A 19,806-nucleotide genomic window follows, 5' to 3' on the forward strand; every position below is an offset into this window, starting at 1 on the left:
CACCCGAAGATCCGCTAAACGGGCACTCACTGCGCAAGCACTTATCAGAGGTCGCAAAGCTCGGGGTCGCGAGGGCGACACAAGGCGATTGCCGTATGGCGCAGGCCAGATACTTGCTCTAAAGTTCGCCCCGCACAGGGGCTGGCGGGGAAGAAACGCCGTGGCGAATGGGGTGGACGAGGATATCGGCGGATTTCGCTTCGGCCCGTTCCGGCTGGCCGTCAGCGAACGGCTGCTGACGAAAGACGGCGCTCCCGTAGAGCTCGGCGGACGCGCGCTCGACATCCTCATCGCACTCGTGACCGCCCCCAACGAGATCATCTCCAAGAAGGACCTGATGGCGCAGGTCTGGCCCGATGCCCTGGTCGAGGAAGGCAGCCTGCGCTTCCACATGACCGGCCTGCGCAAGGCGCTCGGCGACGGCCAGGCCGGAGCGCGCTACATCACGACGGTTCCCGGGCGCGGCTATTGCTTCGTCGCGCCCGTTTCGCTGGCGCCTGCAGAACGGAACGGCCCATCCGCTGCCACACCGCATTTTCCGCATGCCAATCTACCCCCGCGCCTTGGCCGGATGATCGGCCGCGACGTTGACGTGATGAAGCTCGCGGCACAGCTGACGGATTCCCGTTTCGTCACCATCGTCGGCCCCGGCGGCGTCGGCAAGACGACGGTCGCGATATCAGCCGCCCATCAGGTGGCGGAGGATTTCGCCGGCCATGTGCTCTTCGTCGATTTCAGCGTGATCACAGATCCCGGACTGGCGGCCACCACCATCGCTTCCATGCTGGGCTTGTCGGTGCAGGCCGAGGACCCGACGCCGGATCTGATCCGTTTCCTGAGAGACAAGCGCTTCCTGCTGGTGCTCGATACCTGCGAACACCTCGTCGAGGCGATCGCCGCCCTGGTCGAGACCATCCTGGAGGCCGCGCCCGAAGTGCACGTGCTCGCCACCAGCCGCGAGGCATTGCGCATCGAGGGCGAGCGTATCTACCGGCTGGACGCATTGGCCTATCCGCCGGAGACTCCCGGCTTTTCCGTCAGCGCGATCGAGCAGTTTCCGGCAACGCAACTCTTCATCGAGCGCGCCATGGCAAACGGCGCGCATCTCGATGTCAGCGATGCGGAAGCCGCCATTGTCAGCGATATCTGCCGCAAGCTCGATGGCGTGGCGCTCGCAATCGAGCTCGCCGCCCGCCGTGTCGAGGCCTATGGGCTGGAACAGACGGCAGCCCTTCTCGACCAGCGCCTGACGCTTCTTTGGCATGGCCTGCGGACGGCGCCGCCGCGCCAGCAGACGTTGCAGGCCACGCTCGACTGGAGCTACAGCCTGCTCTCGGATCTCGAGCGCGCGGTGCTGAGGCGGCTCGCCGTCTTCGTCGGCCATTTCACGCTGGATGCCGCCCTTGAAGTGGTCACGAACGACACGCTCGACCGCGCTGCCGTCTTTGCCGCAATCGACAGCCTGGTGGAAAAATCCATGGTGGCCGCCCGCCCGCTCGGCGCCATGATGCGTTACCGGCTGCTGGACACCACCCGCGCCTATGCGATCGACCTCTGCACCGATACGGCCGAATGGACGGAGCTCGCCGGCCGTCATGCCGCCTATTTCCGCCGCTGGCTGGAACAGAACGGCAGCGAATGGTCGACATTGTCGACCGCCAACGAGCGCGCCCCGCATTTTGCAGCGATCAACAATGTGCGCGCCGCTCTCGACTGGTGCTTCGGCGACACCGGCGACAGGCAGATCGGGATTGGCTTAGCGGCTGCGGCTGCGCCCGTCTCGCGCGCCATGGGGCTGCTGCCGGAATGCCACCGCTGGACCGAACGCGCGCTGCAGGCGCTGGACGAGACGACGCGTGGCGGCAGCGAGGAAATGCAGCTGCAGGCCTCGCTCGGCGTCTCCATGATGTTCACGCGCGGCCACCATGAATCGACCGTTGCCGCATTGAACAGAAGCTTCGAGATCGCGCAGATGCGCGGCGATTATCTCAATGCCGTGCGCCTCATCGGACCCATCTATTTCTATCACCTGCGCAGCGGCGAACAGAGGCAATGCCTGCTCCAGGCGAAACGCTGTGCCGAAATTGCAGCGACGCTTGGAGATCCGGCGGCAACCGCACTTTCCCACACGCTGATGGGCGTCTCGCTCTGCGTCATGGGAGGCTTGGCTGACGCGCGCACCGAGCTGGAAACCGTTCTCGAACCCGACAATCCACTTGCCAGCCGCCAGATCCACTACGGCTTCGACCATTACAGCTGGGCCGGCATCGGTTGGGTCACGGCCCTCTGGCTGCAGGGTCATACAGCACAGATGCGCGACGCGATCGACGAGGCCGTCGGGGAAGCGGAAGCCATGCGCCATCCCGTCGCTTTCGCAATCGTCATCAATGCAGTGGCAGCCCTTCTCTGGGTCGGCGATCTCGATCTCGCCGAAGAACATCTGGACTGGTTCGTCGCGCGTGCCGAAACCCATTCCACCGGCCCCTATCTCCATATGGGCAACGCCTTCAAGGCCGAGCTTTCGATACGCCGCGGCGATGTCGAAACCGGTGTCGCCACCTTGCAGCGTCACCTCGAGAAACTCCACGCCGCCCGCTTCGAGCTCTTCTCCATCCGCTTCAACATCGTCATCGCCACGGCGCTTGCCGAAAGCGGCGACTTTGCCGAAGCCTGGTCGCTTGCCGAGGAAACCAGCCAGGGGATCGAGGAGAAGGGCTATACTTCCTACCTGCCCGAACTCCTGCGCCTGCGCGGCGCCATCCTGCTGTCGGCTCCCGAACTCAGCAACATGTCGGCCGAGGACTATTTCACCCAATCGCTGCAACTCGCCCGCATACAGGGCGCCAGAGCCTGGGAAATCCGCACCGCCACGGACCTCGCCACCCACTGGGCCAGTCGCGAGCGGGCCGGAGATGCGAAGGCGCTGCTGCGGCCGGTCTACGAGAGTTTCACGGAAGGCAGAGACACACCGGATCTGAAGGCCGCAGCCGAGGTGCTGGCAAGGCTGGGCTGAATGCCGGCGCAGCCCTGAGAGGCCTGACATTGCGACGCGCCGGGGCTTGCCCCGGCATTCGAAATCCCCAGTTTTCAGCGCATGCCAATCAACCACGCCAACAGGGAGAAGCAGCATGAAAGTCCTCATGGTTTTGACTTCGCATGACCAGCTCGGCAACACCGGCAAGAAGACCGGCTTCTGGCTCGAAGAGCTTGCCGCACCCTTTTACGTCTTCAAGGAAGCCGGCGCCGAGATAACGCTCGCGTCTCCCAAGGGCGGCCAGCCGCCGCTCGATCCCAAGAGCGACGAGCCGATGTTCCAGACCGAACTGACGCGCCGCTTCAATGCCGACGAACCCGCCAAGGCGCAGCTCGCCAGGACGGTTCGCCTCGACAGTGTCAATCAGGCCGATTTCGACACGGTCTTCTATCCCGGCGGTCACGGGCCGATGTGGGATCTCGCCGAAGACCCGAATTCCGTCAGGCTGATCGAGAGCTTCATCGCCGCCGGCAAGACCATCGCCCTCGTCTGCCATGCGCCGGGCACCCTGCATCGCGTGAAGAAGCCCGACGGCACGCCGTTCGTCGCCGGCCGCACGGTCACCGGCTTCACCAACGGCGAAGAGGAAGCCGTGGGCCTCACCAAGGTCGTGCCCTTCCTCGTCGAGGACGAACTCCTGAACCTCGGCGCCACCTTCTCCAAGGTGAAGGACTGGGGTGTTCACACCGTTGTCGACGGCCAGCTGATCACCGGCCAGAATCCCGCCTCGTCAGGCCCGACGGCGAGCGTGCTGCTCGAAGCGCTTCGCAAGCAGGGCAAGTGACGAAAGCGGACTGAGGGAACGCGATCGGGCGCTTCCCTCTCTCTGCCCGGCCAGCCCGCAACAGCAACGAAACCTTAACCATAACCGGACCATTTCGGAACCGCTTCCCATGGCGGGAAGTTTCCCTGCCGTAAGCAAGCAGGTGGAAATGACATGGTTCAGTGGTTTCGGGAACGCTACGTTTCACGCGAGGAGCATCAGCAGGTCGTCGATTATTATCGCAAGCTGGTGGCGCAGCTCTACGGCAATGTGCGGGACCTGAGGGCGCTGGTCGAGGCCCAACGGGCAGACATTCCCCAGACAATGGAACAGCCCGCCGGAGCGGAACAGCCTGCCGAAGCCTCCACTGAGTCGGCCGAGATACCGCAGCAGAAAAGGGACCTTGGACCGAATGTGATCAGCATCGGCTTCTATCGCGATCGCCGAAGGTCCGGGATCTAAAGCGGCTCCGGCACAAGTGCATGGCGGTGTGGAAACAAAGGTTTGCCGCGGCTATCCCGGCACCCTGCCCCGGCACGCCCAGGCGACCGAGGCAAACGACCGCGGCCCGTCCGGCTCTCCGGCCTCGTAGGCATCCCTCACCGAGGCATCGACCCGCCTGCGCATCTCCGCATCCAGGCCAGCCACATATTTGCCGAGCGGACCTTCGCCCGAGGCGATCGGATCCCAAAAGTCGGCAAACGAGCCGTAATCCATGCGGATCGTCAGCGAGGTCTCCTCGACATCGACAAGACCATTGCCGACAAAGCTCGCCTTCATTTTTCCCGGCTGCGTCATCGGCTGGARGGAATAGCGATGGCGCATTGCCCGCGCATTTGCGTCGATCATCGCCACCGTATCCCACATCATGCGCATGCCGGACATGCCGCCATAATGATCCCAGACGGCGGCGGCAACGACACCGCCAGGACGTACGACGCGCCGCATCTCGGCCACAGCCTTGCCGGCCTCCGGCACGAAATGCAGCACGAGCAGCGATAGCGCCCGGTCGAAACTGTTATCCTCGAAGGGCAGCGCGCAGGCATCCGCCTCGCGAATAGCGATGCGCGGGTCCGTATTGCGCCGGCTTGCAGCCTCCACGAAGACCGGCGAAAAATCGATGGCCGAGATCGCCTTCAGGCGAGGATTTTTCGCCAGCGTGAAGGTGAGGCTTCCCGTGCCGCAGCCGACATCGAGAATGTTTTCCCCATCCGCAAGCCCGGCGAAATCGACGAGCCCGGGTGCGAGCTTCTTGCTCCAGCGCCCCATCAGCTGCTCATAACCATCGGCACTTTCGACATTGAAACTCGACGGCATCGCGCTTCTCCCTCAAAACGGGACAATGTCCGCTTCGACATTAGGACTGAGCGAGCTGCGCGGCAAGCAAATCGGCTCTTCCTGTTTCCACGCAATTGCGCCCACAAAACCGCGATGCCGTTTTGCCGGAACTGCTCCTCAGCTTCGAGCGCTCGCCTTTCCCTCTATATTCAACGGCTTACCGTCGATGCTTCCAGCAGCACCCGTAACGGAAGTCCCTACCCAAAAGGCACCAGCGACTTCGGTTTACGCCACGCCTAGTCGAGAGCGATATTCTAACTCACAGTGGCGAGAAGGCGTCCAAGTGCGGCGTCGAAATCCTCCAGGCTGAAATTCTGCGGGTCGTCATGCCCGTCGCTCAGGCCCTGGTCTATTGCCGCATGAAACGCCGGAACGAGGCCGGTTTGGGCGCGCATGCTCGCCATGAGGTAAAGGAGCGCGAGCCGGTCATACTGGGTTGTCGAGAAACCGGGCGTTGGCGCGTTACCATCAGGCTGGCTCGGGTGCTTCCGACGCGGCTGCACGTTCTCGATGTGCAGGAACATGCCGCGCGACAAAGTGCCGATCTGCTGTTCCAGCTTGGTTGCGCGCCAAGGCACGCCAAAATCATGGCCGACATAGATCTCGCCCCGGCGGTTGAGGAATATGTGCGCCTTGGCGTTCGACGGGCTCTTGAAACCGTCGAGCCGATTGACCTGGTTGCTGGTATCGATGTCAGCGGGAAATTGCGCCACGTTCCCGAAATTCGGCGAACTCGTATCGTGAATGACGAAGTAGCGCGCCATCGGTGCCTGCGGATTGTTCGTGTTGCCGCGGGACAAGGGCGCATCGAGACTGCCTCCGAGCCCGGCCTCGGTCAGTTCCTGGCCGGAAAGTGCCTGCCGCAGCTTCGTCTTGGAGATGGTGACGGGCTGGCCGATGAAGCCTGCGAGATTGGACGGCAGCTGCGCGGGTGTGGCGTCGACATTTCCCAGTATTTTCACCTTGCGCAGCAGACAGGATGCCTGTTCGCTCGGGCTTCCCGCAAAGGCCATGGTCTCTGTATTGAACTTGCATTTTCCAAAGGTCGCCGCGCTGAGCTCGCCGGTCGCGCCGGCAAGTATCAGAATGCTCAATGGCAAAAGGTAACGCATCGCAAACTCCTCTCCTGCTTGCGTGGAAACATCACGGGCACATTGCGCCGCCCGTCAGGTTGAGCTTCTCCTTGGCAAAGGCACACATTTTCGAGATGGCATTCTCCGGCTCCAGACCGGTGTCCCGGCTGCCTGGGTAGACGATGAAGATCACGTCATGGCCGAGACCGAAATTCTTGTAGGGATAAACGTGTCCCGGCCCGACGCAGGCCGTTTGATCGCTGTTCCACTTCTTGCAACGGCTTTCGCCGATTGCCTCGAAGACCCTGCTCGATCCCTCGCCGAGCCGCATGAAAGGACCACCATCCGCGATCAGAACCGGCGTCCACCGGTCCTTGTAGACGACGACGCCCATATCGCCGAGCCGAAGCCCGGTCTTCTCAGCGAACATGCGGCCCATTTCACCGCTCTTGTTGCCGGTTATCCTGGAAAGGCCGGCCGTCGGCATCACGATGAAGGGAATGCGGTCCGGATCGATTTGTGCGGATTGCGCGGAAGGATTGGAGGAGCCGGGCCACTTGTACGACGTCTCCTTCAGATCGGTAGCACCGGGCAGACCGTTCCATGCCGCCCAGGATCCGTCGACGTCGAGCGCCATCTTGCTGCGCCAGTAGATCGCGCCGTCCTTGAGGCGCAGCAACGCCTTCACATTGCTGGGGTCGCGACTGCACAGATAGTACTGTTTCGATTCCGCGACACCAGGAAGCCTCAGGTTGAAACCGAGAAACTTGTCCTTCCTGCTCGCTCCGGCCGCGCCGTCGCAACCGACGAACTCTCCCCGGTAGGACTCGTCGAGCGGCGTCGCCGCGGAGAATTCGACGGCTTTGAGGACGTTGGCCGAGCTTGCCGGCGGTTCGGCGGCGTAAGCGTGAAAGGCAAGCACTGCAATGCCAAGCGTGACTAAAACGCGGGATAGTTGAAGCATGTAGAGAGACATGGTCTGCGGCTCCTCTGCTCGGCTTCGGTGCAACGTGAACGACCCAAGTCACTATTTCATTTAATCTTGGATTGTGCAATATTAACGACAATAAAAACAACTTTGTCTCCCCAGGTTGAAAGTATTTCCTCCAAAGATCTCGCAAGGACGGTAAAATGCGGCGGCTGCTTCTTATGACCCTGAGAAACGTCGGGCTTGCCATTCTGCTCGCCGCGTGCGCCACGCGCGTCGCGCAGGCGGCAGAAACCAACCTGGCGTCGCTGACGACCGAAATGGAACACCGCTTCGAGACGCGCATCAGCGCCGGCCAGTATATGAGATCATCGTGCTCGCCGACGACGACGGACGACTGGCCGGGCGTCGAACTCCAGCGCTGCACCTACAGGGAACTGAACACCGAGGCGACGGTGACCCTCGCCTTGCCGAGCGCCGCCCAGCTGGCGCGCTGGACAGTCTCCGCCTGCCGCGACGCGGCAGCGACCGACATGAGGGCCTGCGCGCGTCATCTCGAGAAGCGTATCTGGTCGGCTTCGAATGCCCAGTTTCCGGTGCGCGGCTATGTGATCGAGCCGCAGTCCGTGATCGGTGGCCCGGCAGACAGGGCTTACTGTTTTCTGTTCCGCGACGGCGTCACGGTAAGGACGGCCGCGGTGACGTCACGCCCGCCGCAAGGCGGCAAATGCGCGCCGCAATCTGCCGAAAATGATCCGATCACCCGCGCCTTCACCTATGGCCGGATCGCGTCGACCACCCGGGCCGAACTGGCGCTCGCCCCTGGCGCCCCGAGCGAGTCCGCTCTGGCGGGCACGGCTTTTCCAGATGCGGTGCGCAAGGAATTCGTCGCCGCCTGGACCTCCGACCGCAACCGCCTGATCTCGGGTGCTGCTATCGCCGACAAGGCGAACGGCAAATTCCACTGACCGCGCTTTCGGTTTTCAATCTAGTTCATCGAGGCGATGGCGGCATTGAGCGCCGTCGCATAAGCCACCCAAACCGCATAGGGCATGAACAGGACCGACGATATCCGGTCCCGCTTCCACGACAGGCCGATGAAGGCAAGGATCAGCAGAAGCAGCGGGATGATGATCATCAGCCCCAGGCTCGGGGATTTGAGGCCGAAGAAAGCGGGCGACCAGGCGAAATTCAGGACGAGCTGGGCGATCCAGCAGGTCATGACGGGTGACCGCCTGCTACGCGCATAGGTGCGCGCGCCTGCAATGCCGATGAGGATATAGAGGATCGTCCAGGCCGGGCCGAACAGCCAGTCCGGCGGCGTGAACCAGGGCTTGGCGAGCGACTGGTACCATTCATCCGGCAGATTGATGAGACCGATGAGAAGCCCGCCGCCGAGCGTGAGCAGAATGAAGACGAGATAGTGATCGAACCGGTGCAACAGAACCCCCGCGTAAGTGACGGTTGAAGTGGCGCCCGGCGGCCCGGCGTCAAGAGCGTCTTGCTCGGCTGCCGGTTTCCCGCTCGCTGAGCGTCTCGATCAATAACGCTGGAGTGCGCACAGCAAACGCGCTTGACGCTCATCCCGAAGGCGCTTTCGCACTGACGGAGCAGAGTACCAGAGTCGCACACTACCGCAGGAATTTGTTCACCCTGATCGCGTTGGAGATGCCGGGAGCGCCTACGCAAGGCCGCTGAGTTACGCTACAATTCGCCAATCTGCTTCCAGATGCAATGTGAGCAACCCCGGCCAAAGATCGGGGCACGCAAAAATTTCTCGCCATATCTCGTGCCGATACCACTGCGAATTTCATTCACCAGCGGAGGCGAATATGCCGTCAAACAAGACTTTGCAGGAGCTCATCGACTACACGACCGTCCGACCCTATGCCAGCGAACTGTTCGGCATCTACCAGCCGCTGCTCGGCTGGAAGTCGAAGCGGCTGGAACACCGGTTCAACGACGGTTTCAAGCAGGACAAGCAGTCGCTGCTGAACCGGCTGAGAACCCAGTTCAATCCGCAGGTCAGCATCAACTATCGCGAAGGCTGCCAGGTCGGCATCGACATAAAGCCTGGGGCGCTGGAGCTCGGCGAGCCGCGCACTTTCGACAGCGTCGTGCTTGAAACCGTGGCCAAGAAACTGCCGCCTCACGAGCAGTACAAGCCGGACATCTGGCGCGACATCATCAGCCGCGACACCATCGAATCGATCTTCACGCAGGTGGTGATCCCGCAATACAGCCGGCTCTACACCGAGCATTGCCGCAGCAACACCACGCCGGTGCGTCTCGCAATGAAGGCCGACAGGGGTGATGTCGACAGTCAACGGGTGCTGTACCTCAAGGCGTTCGAGAGCCAGCTGCGCAACGAGTCCTCGCAAGCCGGCGCACTGCTCTACCTCACTGAGCATAATCACCATGCCCAGCTCGAACAGATCTTCTACAGCCTGAAGAACAATGCGCTGCAGGCCGCCAACCTCTCCGCCATCCTTGGCGCGCTCGAACTCGTCGACGGCTATCTGAGCATCGACAACCTGAACCCGCAGGACCAGGAGGACATCCGGCGCGTGGCGCTTTCGCCGATCAGCGTCGTGCATCTGTTCCGCCAGTATTTCTTCGAATTGGATTCCTTCCTCGGCTCGCCGGTCAGTCACGTCTGGATGAGCCCCGGTTCCACCGTCGAACTGATCGAGGTGCAGACGAGGCGCGTACTGGTCGAAAAGAGCCTGGAAACGTTCACCGAAACCGTCACCAAGACGGAAAGCGAAAAGACCGAGCAGGACGAGATCAGCGAGGCGGTCAAGGAGGACAACAAGCAGGACATCAAGTTCGGCGCGAGCGTGACTGCCTCATACGCCTCCGTCACGGCCACATCCAGCTTCGACTACTCCACCTCGCAGCAGACTGCGCGCGAGGAGTCGCACAAGCGCATGCGCCAGCAGACGGAGAAGCTCTCCACCGAGATACGCAAGAACTACAAGACCACCTTCCGCACCGTAACCGAGACGACCGACACATCCAGCAAGCGTTACCTGCTCACGAACTCGACGCAGGCGCTGATCAATTACGAGCTGCGCCGGAAGATGCGCCAGGTGGCCGTGCAGGTGCAGGACGTCGGCACCTATCTCTGCTGGCAGACCTACGTCGACCGGCCCGGTGAATCGCTCGGCGTTGCCGACCTCATGCACATTGCCAAGCCGGCGGAGCTGGACGGCCTGCACGCGCCGGACGAGATCCCGATGCTGCAGCCCTTCAGCGAGAACAAGATGGTGACGATCCCCTTCATCTCGGTCGAGGATACCGACGCGGACAATGAGGGCGAGGTCTATAAGGACGGCATCGAGGTCGACGATTCCGAGGCATTCGGCAACCTCGAAAAGATCCAGGCCGATTTCCCGATCGAATGCATCTGCCCCAAGGGCAATTACGCGCTGACCGGCGTCGAGTTCGACGGCCAGGGCAAGCCGGTGGCAGCCTCGCGCAAGGGCGATATCGTCAACAACGCCGACAAGGCGAAATTCACCCTCCATCTCGACAGTGCCGATTTCCAGGGCCAGAACAGCGTACAGGTGAAGCTCCTGCTGCACTGGACGCCGACCGACGGCGCCAATGACGAGGCGGTCAAGAAGAACAAGGAAAACGTCGAGGCTTTCAAGGCCAAGGAGCAGGCCGAGTATCAGAAGGCCTTCGTCCAGAACGCCAAGGACCGCATCAAGCTCACACACCAGATCAAGCCGCGGCCGAGCGAAGACCTGCGTGAGGAAGAGCGCATTGTCGTCTATCGCAAGCTCATCCAGGACATGCTGATGCACGGCATCACCATGCCCGACGACCGCACCCGGCATGTCGTGGCCGAACTGATCAACTCGATCTTCGACATCGACAAGATGCTGTACTTCGTCGCGCCCGAATGGTGGCGGCCGCGGCTGCGCGTTTACACCCAGCAGCTCGGCGAAACCAAGGCGGCGCCGAACAACTTTCTCGCCTCCTCCGCGTCCGTCTCCTCCGCCTTCAGCACGGTCACGAAGGCGGTCGCCAAGACCATGTATTCCTTCAACGCCAGCCAGCAGTCCGCCAAGCTTGCCCCCAGCACCATCGGTTGGGGCGGCATCGACGATCCGCTCCGCGACAACTACTACATAACCGAGGATTCCGAGCCCGCGCGGTTCGGCAGCTCGCTCGGCTGGCTGCTGCAGCTCGACGGCGACGACATGCGCAACGCCTTCCTCAACGCCCCCTGGGTCAAGGCGGTCATCCCGATCCGTCCGGGCAAGGAGGAAGCGGCAATCAACTGGCTGAAAGGCGTCGAAGGGTTCAACGGCATCGGCGACGCAGACATCTACCAGACCAACAATCCCGACGAGAAGGATATCAACGGCAATCCGCTCAACGGCCAGAAGGTGATCGACGTGATCCTCGACCTGGCGAAGAAGATCCGCCGCAAACACGCCGAGGGCGTCGAAAACGGCCAATACCCGAAGGAAAGCGAGATCGCCGATCCGACGCTGGTCGATGAGGATAATGTGGTGACCTCGACGCCGATCGATCGCGTCTACGAGCACGGCTTCTATCCGCTGAAGGATGGTTTCCGCGCCAACGTCACCGGCAATTATGAAGTGTTCGACCAGTGGCTGGAGATACTGCCGACCGACCAGGTTGTGCCGGTGGAGGTGAAATACGATCCCAAGACAGGACGGCAGGTGTGACGACCCGCTATGTCAATGCCAAGACGGGCAAGACCGGCGGCAAGTTCGACACGGCCTTGACCCCGGCGCGCAGCATCACGGCCGCCCTCAAGGTTGCCGTCGCCGGCGACACGATCGTGATCCAGGATGCCGAGAGCTACAAGGAAGGTGAGCTGGTGATCGACAAGCCGCTCACTCTCGTCAGCAGTTTTCTTCTGACCAATCCCTCGGCCGATCCGACCGCGGCCGGGTTCGATCCAAAGAAATTGCCTGAGCTGACGATCAAGTCGGGCACGCGTGCGCGCGTCCTGCGCATTACCGGCACGCCCGCGACGCGCGCGAGCGCCGGACCGGTCGTGATCAAGGGGTTGCGCATCCGCGGCGGCCGTTCCCTGCACACGAGCACCGAACCAGCGCAGGGCGCCGGCGGCGGCATCGCGGTGGTCGATATCGACAATGTCACGATCGAGCGTTGTGTCTTCACCGACAATCAGACCGAGACCGCGCCGATCGGCTCCTGGCCGGAAGCCGACCGCACGGCCTTTCGCGACGCGGTGGTCGATCTGGTGGGCGCGATCTTCACGCCGACGGTCGAGTCCTTCATCAACACGCTCATCGACACCGCCAACTTCGCCCTCGTCCTTGCCGGTTATCCGAAGCTTGCACATGTCAGCCGCGCCACGATCCTCACGGAAGTCGGCAAGGCTTTTGACGCAAAGCTCGGACCGGGCCGGCCGAACCACTGGCTCGCCGGACAGGCCTTTGGCGGGGGCGCGGCAACCGTCTGGGCAAGCCCCACCTTCCGCCGCTGCCTGTTTCGCGGCAACAGTGCCGAAGGCCGCGGCGCAGGCATTGCGGTGGTCGGCTATGGATGGCCGACGCTCGACGCCTGCCTGATCGACGGCAACCGGTCGGGAAATGTGGGGCGTCGCGATGGCGGCGGCGTCGGCTGCGAGGTCGCCCTGCCCGGCAAGCTGCCGCGCAACCTGTCGGAGATCGACATGGTGAAGTTCCTGACCTCGAAACTGGCGGCGGTGAAGGCGATCATCGGCTCGCCGCTGTCCTACATCAGCGTCTGGGACATCATCAACTATGCCAAATGGCTGGCCAATCCCGCAGCCCCGAGCCCGCCGGTGCGCGGCATCAAGGCCGTGATCCTCGACCTGATCAACGCACGCTGGTCCGAAGCGCTGGACCACCTCTTCTATTTCGCCTCCACCTCGGCGCTCAGCCTCAACAAGTGGGACGCGTGGAACGCAGATGAAATCAAGCGTGCGCAGACGACGGCGGTCAGCATTTCCGACAGCACGCTGTCAAAGAACTGGTGCGCGGACGACGGCGGCGGGCTCTATGCCTCGGTCCTGTCGCGGGTCGACATTTCCAAGAGCAAGGTGCTGCAGAACACCGCCGACAGCAGCGGCGGCGGGCTGCGCTTCTCCATGGGCTCGGCGGCAAATGTCAGCGGCTGCGAACTGCTCGGCAACACCGCCGAAGTCAATGACCCCTCGGGCAAGCTGGTTGCGGGCGGCGGCGGCATGTCGGCCCGCAACGTCGATCTGGTGATCAAGGACACCCGCCTCGGGCCGACTGCCGCGGCGATCGGCACGGATTCGAACGTATGCAGCGATCATGCAGGCGGCGGTTTCGCTTATCAGGCGGACACCGAAGGCATGCTCGCCGGCATCCCTGATCTGTGGACCGCCATCATGGTTGAAGTCTTCGGCGTTCGCGCCGTCAGCGTGATGATCAATTCGGGCTGCGCGATCGTCCACAACGGCGCCGGCTATACCGTACGCCGCGGCGCAATCGGCAGCGCGGTGAAATCCAAGGGCGGCGGTGTCTGGTTCGTCCAGGGCATATTCCCCGACGCCCCGAAGCTGACATTGAAGATCGATGCCGTGGCGACGGTCGTCAGCGGCAACATCGCGCAGACCAGGGGCTATCTGTCGAAGGTGCAGCCCGGCACGACGATCGCCACCGCCAACGAGGTCTGCATCCAGAACCTGATTGCCAGGCAGGAATGGACGGAAGTGAATTATGCTTCGCTGCTAAAGGCGGGAGCCTTGGATTTCAAGGCATGAGCTCCATTCGAAGCCCGGCCGTCCGCCTGCCCCCGGACGCGTCGCAGGTCTGCTCTGTCAGGCATCCCGCCAGTAGCGTTTCGGCGCGCGGCCGAAGACACGCTTGAAAGCATTGCCAAAGGCACTTTCGGAGGAATAGCCGAGATCGGCCGCAAGGCCCGCCACTGTCGCATGCCCGCGCCGAAGCGCTTCCCGGGCGCGATGCATCCGCCAGCGGGTGACGTAATCGAGTGGTGCGATGCCGACCTGTGCCCGGAAGCGTTCGGCAAAGGCGGAGCGCGACATGCCGATGCGGCTTGCAAGCTCGCCCACCGTCCAGCGATATCCCGGGTCGTTATGAACAAGGCTGATCGCCTTGCCGATCTGCGGGTTGCCGAGCGCGCCGATCCAGCCGGCATTTTCAGGCCCGACGCGGGAGACATGGGCGCGCAGCGCCTGCACCAGCAGGATATCGCCCATGCGCCGCGTCATCAGCGTCGAGCCCATGTCGCCGGCGCCGAGCTCCTCGTCAAGGGTTGCGAGCGTGGCGCGCAGAATGCCGGCCGCACGATCGTCGGCCGGGATATGGATGAAGGGCGGCAGCGCATCGATGAGCAGTTGCGCATTGCCGCCGGAGAGCGTGAAACTGCCGCCGATCAGCGCCGTCTCGTCGCCGCCGTGCCGGGCAATGTCGGAATGCTCCCAGTCGAAGAAGGCAATGCCATCCTCCGGCTCGCTCGCGAGGTCATTGGCGATGACATAGGCCGGCGCATTGGCGAGCAGGAATGTATCGCCGGCCCGAAGAACAAAAGGCCGCTCGCCCTGCAGGATGATCCAGCAGCCTCCCCTGAGGACGGCGACGAATTTCAATGCCGGCTTCGGCGGAAAGCGGAAGGCCCATTGCCCGCCCACTTCGAAGCGCGTGCAGCGGGCGCTCTCGATATCGACGAGCGAAAACATATCGGACAGTGGATCGATCATGATTTCTGGACGATCTCGACGAAATGACGGAGCCTTCAGCATAGATTCTCCGGCCTGACGCTGCAATCCTTGGCTAACAGACCAAGGAGAACGAATATGTCACCGATCAAGGACAAGATTATCGCCATCACCGGCGCCAGCAGCGGCATCGGCGAAGCGACGGCGTTGATATTGGCGCAGCGCGGCGCCAGCGTGGTGCTCGGTGCAAGGCGCAACGAAAAGCTGGAGGGGCTGGCCGAGCGCATCATCGCCGCCGGCGGCAAGGCCGTCCATCGTGTCACCGATGTCAGGAAGCGCACGGATCTCGAAGCTCTCGTGGCACTTGCCTGCGACACCCACGGGAAGCTCGACGTGCTGATCAACAATGCCGGCGTTGGACCGATCTCGCCGATGGACGAATTGCGCGTCGAGGACTGGGAGGAAATGATCGACGTCAATATCAGGGGGCCGCTCTATGGCATCGCCGCCGCCCTGCCCGTCTTCCGCCGCCAGGGTTTCGGCCATTTCGTCAACACGCTGTCGACGGCGGGCATCACCATCAAGCCGACCATGGCCGTCTATGCCGGCACGAAGAATGCGATGCGCACCATTGCCGAGGGCCTGCGCCAGGAGGCCGGCCCGAACCTGCGCGTCACCAATATCTCGCCGGGCTTCATCAGGACCAATTTCGCAGACTCCCTGACCAGCCCGGCCGTGAAAGCCGGTATCACCAAAAGCATGGAGGAGATGGCGATTTCGCCCGATGCGATCGGCCGCGCCATCGCCTTTGCCATCGAGCAGCCCGACGATGTCGATGTCGGCGAAATCGTCATACGCCCGACGGCGCAGGGGTGAACCGGTACGAAGCGGACCGGCTTCGCGCCGGTCCGCATCGCGGGGTATAGCCGCCTGCAGATCATTTCCCGTCGAGAACACTCCAGTCAAAGCCCTTCGCCCAGTCGGCATAGCTGTGCCAGCCGACCTCGGGGAAATCCCGGCGCAAGGCCGCGATATCGGCGGAATAGCCCGTGCGGTCGAACCATTCGAACATCAGCGCCGCATCTTCGCTCTGCTGGCGCATGGCCGCAATCGGCAGTTCCTGGAAGCGGATCGGCCGGCCGATCGCCTCGGTCAGAACCTTCGCCTGCTCCTCACCGGAGAGTTCGTCACCGGCAATATCGAACCGTTTTCCGAAGACCTGTTCGCGGCGTTCGGCAAGTGCGGCGACGAAATGACCGATATCGTCGATGGCGATCTGCTGCAGCTTGCGGGCCGGCGGCAGGGCTGCGGCATAGACGCCTTGTTTCAGTCCGCCGATCGACCAGGGCGCCACGGTGTTTTCCATGAAGGCGACAGGCGCACTGATCGTATAGGGAATGCCGAGCCCGGCCACATGCTGCTCGACCAGATATTTGCTGTCGAAATGCGGAATGCCGGTCTTCCTGTCGGCATCGCCGACGGAGCCGTAAATGAGATGGCCGATACCGGCTTGCCTCGCCGCATCGGCGGCAATGATACCCTGGCGCGTTTCCGCTTCGATGCCGGCCTCATAGCTGTTGCCCATCAGATACATCGTATCGACGCCCTTTGCCGCCTGCACGACCGAAGCCTTGTCATCGAGATTGCCGGCAACCACTTCGACGCCTGTCGCGGCCAGCCGCCGGGCGGCATCGCTGTCAGGCCTGCGGGTCAGGCCCTTGACGCGGTGGCCGCGTGCAGCGAGCGCGCGGGCGACGGCGCCGCCCTGTTGTCCGGTCGCACCCGATACGAGAATGGTTCTGATATTGCTCATCGCTTGCTCCTTGATCGAGGTGGGACCCGTGTTCCCACCTGTCGTTGCTGATGAAGCAAAGTTAGGCATTGTCGCATTGAGCCATAATGGCCTACAAATGCAAAACATCGTCCCATCACAGGCACCAATGATCGATCTCAACGACATAGCGATCTTTGCCCGCGTCATCGAGGCCGGCAGCTTCACGGCGGCCGCCCGGCTGCTTGGCATGCCGAAGACGACGGTGAGCCGCCGCATCGCCGCCCTGGAGCGCGAGCTTGGCGTGCGGCTTTTGCAGCGCACGACCCGCAGCCTCAACATGACCGATGCAGGGCGGCTCTATTACGCGGAAAGCAGCCAGGCGCTGCGGCGGATCGAGGATGCCAACCTGCGGCTGGCCGAAGCGCGCGCCGAGCCTGCGGGCACGATCCGCATATCGGCGCCGGTCGGCTTCAGCAGCCACTTCCTGCAGGAGGCGATCTTCGACTTTCTGGCGACCTATGCCAAGGCGAGCGTCGAGCTGCGCCTGACCGACGAGCGGCTGAACCTGATCGACAACGGCATCGACCTCGCCTTCCGCACCGGACAGCTCGAAGATTCCACGCTGATTGCGCGGCGGCTCGGCACCACCTACCGCCTGCTCTGCGCCAGCCCCGCCTATCTCGCCCGTTCAGGCATACCGGCGACGCCGGCCGATCTCGCTAGCCATGACTGCGTCATCGCCGGGCCATCGGCCAGCCATGTCCAATGGCTGCTGGAAGGACCGCACGGACAGGAAGCGGTTTCGGTATCGGGGCGCTTCGCCGCCAATGAAATGCAGGCTGTCAAGGAAGCCGCCGTCGCCGGCTACGGTATCGCGCAGCTGCCCTATGGCGTCGCCTTCGGTTGCATCGCCGACGGGCGTCTGCAGCGCGTGCTCGACGGCTATCGGACGGCGTCGGGCGGATTGCATGTCGTCTATCCCAGCAGCAAGCACCTCTCGCCGCTGGTCCGCGCCTTCATCGAACTCGCCGAAAAGCGACTGCATCAGGCCGACGCGCAGAATATTCTGCCGGTCTCCTAGCGCCCGGACACACGCTGTTGCCAAATGCGCCGGACTGGCGGAAGCTGCCACAACACGGGAGTAACGGCAGGCATGACGACAGCAACCATCACAGGACATCATGCAAAACCCGGCAGCGCCGGCATCTGCCGCGGCTGCTGGGACCAGATGCATATGCCGATCCCGATCGGTGGCCCGCTCTCGCTGCCGCTGCGCGCCTTCGGCATCACCAGAAGCAAGATGAATCCCGATATCTGCACGATCTGCGAGCGCTCCTTCCAATATGTGAAGAAGCAGCGCCACATCACTTCGGGCGCAACGATCCTGTTTGCCGATATCAGGGGCTATACCGGCCTGTCGGAACGCATTGGCGCGGTTGAACTCAGCCAGATCGTCAGCCTGTTCCAGACCCGAGCGGCCGAGGCGATCTGGGCAAACGACGGCATCGTCAACAAGCAGATGGGCGACGGGCTGATGGCGATCTTCAACTTTCCCATCAAGCGCGAAGACCATGCCGCAGCCGCAATCCGGGCCGGCAGGGATATCCAGCGCCTTTGCGGCGAAGCGCTGGCCGGCATCGAAGTGAGCGAGCCGCTCGGCATCGGTGTCGGCATCCATACGGGCGATGTCCAGATCGGCGAATTCTCAAGCTTCCACAGCGATTTCACCGCGATCGGCGGCGTGGTCAACCAGGCCGCAAGACTGGAATCGCAGGCACAGCCGGGCGAGATCGTGGTCTCGGCCGAAGCGGCCCGTCAGGCGCCGGCGCTCATGACCGGGAGCGAGGTACGGATGCTCTCGCTGAAGGGCTTCGAGCAGCCGGTGGAGGCGCGGATCTTACAGGCGGAGTGAGCGCGGCGGATGCCTCCCCCGTATCGGGACTGTCCAGCCGCCCTCAAGCGGGGCGGCCGGGCGTTGGCGGCGACCTCGCGGTCGCCACCGGTAAGGATCATTGCTGTGTCTGAGGCCGTGTGGATTTCGCGAGCGCCGCGCTCAGAACCGCCGCGACGACGATGTTTGCCGCAAGGGCCAGAAGCCCGGTATAGACGGTGAAGCTCGCGCCTCCGATGGTCACCGCATGCAGCGGCTTCCAGCCTGCGTCCCAGACGAGATAGGTGCCGCCGAAGAAGCCGACGAACCAGCCGGCGAGCAGGCCGGGTGCGCGGAACCAGCCGGTATAGAGGCCGAAGACCAGGGCCGGCAGCGTCTGCAGGATCCAGATGCCGCCAAGCAATTGAAGGTCGAGGGCAAACTGCGTCGGCAGGAAGAGGATCACGAGCAGCGCACCGATCTTGACGATGAGCGACGTGATCTTAGCGACCTTCGCCTCGCCCGCCGGAGACACGGCGGGATCGACGTAAGCCTTCCAGAAATTGCGGGTGAAGAGATTGGCCGCACCGATGCTCATGACCGCAGCCGGCACCAGCGCGCCGATGGCGATGGCCGCGAAGGAAAAGCCTGCAAACCAGCTGGAGAACAGGGTCTTGAACAGCGCGGGAACGACGTCGTTGGCGCTGTCCAGCTGCAGATGCGCGGCATGGCCCATGTAGCCGAGCAGCGCCAGCAGGCCGAGCAGCAGCGTATAGGCCGGCAGTAGCACCGCATTCTTGCGGATCGTGTTGYCGCTGTTGGAGGCGAAGATGCCGGTCAGCGTATGCGGATACATGAAGGCGGCAAGCGCCGAGCCAAGCGCCAGCGTCGCATAGGCGACATATTGGTTGGAGGCGAGCAGCAGGCTTCCCGAGCCCTTGGCCTGGAAGGCGGCATCGGCGGCATTGAAGACATTGGCGTAGCCGCCGAGCTTCGAGGGGATCAGTGCCACAGCGGCAATCACCACGATATAGATCATGATGTCCTTGACGAAGGCGATCAGCGCCGGTGCGCGCAGGCCCGCGGAATAGGTGTAGAGCGCCAGCACGATGAAGGCGATGGCGAGCGGCAGTTCGCCATGCAGGCCGAGCGCCTTGAGCACTGCCGTCATGCCGACGAGCTGCAGGGCGATATAGGGCATGGTGGCGATGACGCCGGTGGCGGCGACCGCCAGTTCCAGCCCGCGTGAACCGTACTGGCCGTGCACGACGTCGGCAGCGGTGACATAGCCGAACGCCTTCGCCCGCTTCCACAGCACCGGCATGACCATGAAGACGAAGGG

16 protein-coding genes are annotated in these 19,806 nt (G+C 63.0%); 9 read left to right on the forward strand and 7 right to left on the reverse strand.

Annotated elements, in window-relative coordinates; genetic code table 11:
- Positions 1-160: 160 nt before the first annotated feature.
- From AC1DF8_RS30380 to AC1DF8_RS30390, 3 genes are all read left to right on the forward strand, one after another.
- The gene (locus AC1DF8_RS30380; protein WP_478156270.1) at positions 161-3,013 is read left to right on the forward strand and encodes an ATP-binding protein; all 2,853 of its coding nucleotides are present in this window, start codon (positions 161-163) and stop codon (positions 3,011-3,013) included.
- A gap of 115 nt (positions 3,014-3,128) precedes the next feature.
- Positions 3,129-3,818, forward strand: coding sequence for a type 1 glutamine amidotransferase domain-containing protein (locus tag AC1DF8_RS30385; protein ID WP_478156272.1), 690 nt, complete (start codon positions 3,129-3,131; stop codon positions 3,816-3,818).
- Between the two features lie 153 nt (positions 3,819-3,971).
- Positions 3,972-4,259, forward strand: a complete 288-nt coding sequence (locus AC1DF8_RS30390) for a hypothetical protein (RefSeq protein ID WP_478156273.1) — start codon at positions 3,972-3,974, stop codon at positions 4,257-4,259.
- Positions 4,260-4,310: 51 nt separating this feature from the next.
- Here AC1DF8_RS30390 and AC1DF8_RS30395 read toward each other — a convergent pair whose 3' ends face one another.
- The 3 genes from AC1DF8_RS30395 to AC1DF8_RS30405 all read right to left on the reverse strand — a co-directional run bounded on the left by AC1DF8_RS30395 (position 4,311) and on the right by AC1DF8_RS30405 (position 7,184).
- Positions 4,311-5,114: a class I SAM-dependent methyltransferase gene (locus AC1DF8_RS30395; protein ID WP_478156275.1), complete on the reverse strand. Its 804-nt coding sequence runs from the start codon at positions 5,112-5,114 to the stop codon at positions 4,311-4,313.
- Between the two features lie 275 nt (positions 5,115-5,389).
- On the reverse strand, positions 5,390-6,247 hold the full coding sequence (locus AC1DF8_RS30400; protein ID WP_478156277.1) for a peptidoglycan recognition protein family protein: 858 nt from the start codon (positions 6,245-6,247) through the stop codon (positions 5,390-5,392).
- A gap of 31 nt (positions 6,248-6,278) precedes the next feature.
- Positions 6,279-7,184, reverse strand: coding sequence for a hypothetical protein (locus AC1DF8_RS30405; RefSeq protein WP_478156279.1), 906 nt, complete (start codon positions 7,182-7,184; stop codon positions 6,279-6,281).
- 173 nt (positions 7,185-7,357) lie between these two features.
- Between AC1DF8_RS30405 and AC1DF8_RS30410 the strand changes: the two genes are divergently transcribed.
- The gene (locus AC1DF8_RS30410) at positions 7,358-8,104 is read left to right on the forward strand and encodes a hypothetical protein (protein ID WP_478156281.1); all 747 of its coding nucleotides are present in this window, start codon (positions 7,358-7,360) and stop codon (positions 8,102-8,104) included.
- A gap of 20 nt (positions 8,105-8,124) precedes the next feature.
- Here AC1DF8_RS30410 and AC1DF8_RS30415 read toward each other — a convergent pair whose 3' ends face one another.
- Positions 8,125-8,577, reverse strand: coding sequence for a TspO/MBR family protein (locus AC1DF8_RS30415; protein ID WP_113015944.1), 453 nt, complete (start codon positions 8,575-8,577; stop codon positions 8,125-8,127).
- Between the two features lie 391 nt (positions 8,578-8,968).
- Here AC1DF8_RS30415 and AC1DF8_RS30420 point away from each other — a divergent pair, with 391 nt between their 5' ends.
- Together AC1DF8_RS30420 and AC1DF8_RS30425 are read left to right on the forward strand one after the other, a co-directional pair.
- Positions 8,969-11,842, forward strand: coding sequence for a hypothetical protein (locus tag AC1DF8_RS30420; protein ID WP_478156283.1), 2,874 nt, complete (start codon positions 8,969-8,971; stop codon positions 11,840-11,842).
- Positions 11,839-13,902 (forward strand): hypothetical protein, encoded by a 2,064-nt coding sequence (locus AC1DF8_RS30425; RefSeq protein ID WP_478156285.1) that lies wholly within the window; start codon positions 11,839-11,841, stop codon positions 13,900-13,902. The genes AC1DF8_RS30420 and AC1DF8_RS30425 overlap by 4 nt, the downstream gene beginning before the upstream one ends.
- Before the next feature lie 57 nt (positions 13,903-13,959).
- Here AC1DF8_RS30425 and AC1DF8_RS30430 read toward each other — a convergent pair whose 3' ends face one another.
- On the reverse strand, positions 13,960-14,862 hold the full coding sequence (locus AC1DF8_RS30430; protein ID WP_478156287.1) for an AraC family transcriptional regulator: 903 nt from the start codon (positions 14,860-14,862) through the stop codon (positions 13,960-13,962).
- Between the two features lie 96 nt (positions 14,863-14,958).
- Between AC1DF8_RS30430 and AC1DF8_RS30435 the strand changes: the two genes are divergently transcribed.
- Positions 14,959-15,696 (forward strand): SDR family oxidoreductase, encoded by a 738-nt coding sequence (locus AC1DF8_RS30435; protein WP_478156289.1) that lies wholly within the window; start codon positions 14,959-14,961, stop codon positions 15,694-15,696.
- 61 nt (positions 15,697-15,757) lie between these two features.
- Here AC1DF8_RS30435 and AC1DF8_RS30440 read toward each other — a convergent pair whose 3' ends face one another.
- Positions 15,758-16,633: an NmrA/HSCARG family protein gene (locus AC1DF8_RS30440; RefSeq protein ID WP_478156291.1), complete on the reverse strand. Its 876-nt coding sequence runs from the start codon at positions 16,631-16,633 to the stop codon at positions 15,758-15,760.
- A gap of 127 nt (positions 16,634-16,760) precedes the next feature.
- Here AC1DF8_RS30440 and AC1DF8_RS30445 point away from each other — a divergent pair, with 127 nt between their 5' ends.
- Complete coding sequence (locus AC1DF8_RS30445; protein ID WP_478156293.1) at positions 16,761-17,675, forward strand: LysR family transcriptional regulator; 915 nt, start codon at positions 16,761-16,763, stop codon at positions 17,673-17,675.
- 72 nt (positions 17,676-17,747) lie between these two features.
- Entirely contained in the window at positions 17,748-18,506 is a 759-nt protein-coding gene (locus AC1DF8_RS30450) for an adenylate/guanylate cyclase domain-containing protein (RefSeq protein ID WP_112545986.1), read from the forward strand.
- Positions 18,507-18,603: 97 nt separating this feature from the next.
- On the opposite strand, the gene AC1DF8_RS30455 is transcribed toward AC1DF8_RS30450, so the two are convergent.
- The coding region (locus tag AC1DF8_RS30455) for a sodium:solute symporter family protein (RefSeq protein ID WP_478156296.1) at positions 18,604-19,806 on the reverse strand (1,203 nt) is incomplete at its 5' end.

Source organism: Rhizobium sp. 05N49, assembly GCF_056396805.1.

Coding starts and splice junctions, on each gene's coding strand:
- AC1DF8_RS30385 (WP_478156272.1), top strand. CDS start 3,129: ATGAAAGTCCTCATGGTTTTGACTTCGCATGACCAGCTCGGCAACACC.
- AC1DF8_RS30390 (WP_478156273.1), top strand. CDS start 3,972: ATGGTTCAGTGGTTTCGGGAACGCTACGTTTCACGCGAGGAGCATCAG.
- AC1DF8_RS30400 (WP_478156277.1), bottom strand. CDS start 6,247: ATGCGTTACCTTTTGCCATTGAGCATTCTGATACTTGCCGGCGCGACC.
- AC1DF8_RS30405 (WP_478156279.1), bottom strand. CDS start 7,184: ATGTCTCTCTACATGCTTCAACTATCCCGCGTTTTAGTCACGCTTGGC.
- AC1DF8_RS30410 (WP_478156281.1), top strand. CDS start 7,358: ATGACCCTGAGAAACGTCGGGCTTGCCATTCTGCTCGCCGCGTGCGCC.
- AC1DF8_RS30420 (WP_478156283.1), top strand. CDS start 8,969: ATGCCGTCAAACAAGACTTTGCAGGAGCTCATCGACTACACGACCGTC.
- AC1DF8_RS30430 (WP_478156287.1), bottom strand. CDS start 14,862: ATGATCGATCCACTGTCCGATATGTTTTCGCTCGTCGATATCGAGAGC.
- AC1DF8_RS30435 (WP_478156289.1), top strand. CDS start 14,959: ATGTCACCGATCAAGGACAAGATTATCGCCATCACCGGCGCCAGCAGC.
- AC1DF8_RS30440 (WP_478156291.1), bottom strand. CDS start 16,633: ATGAGCAATATCAGAACCATTCTCGTATCGGGTGCGACCGGACAACAG.
- AC1DF8_RS30445 (WP_478156293.1), top strand. CDS start 16,761: ATGATCGATCTCAACGACATAGCGATCTTTGCCCGCGTCATCGAGGCC.
- AC1DF8_RS30450 (WP_112545986.1), top strand. CDS start 17,748: ATGACGACAGCAACCATCACAGGACATCATGCAAAACCCGGCAGCGCC.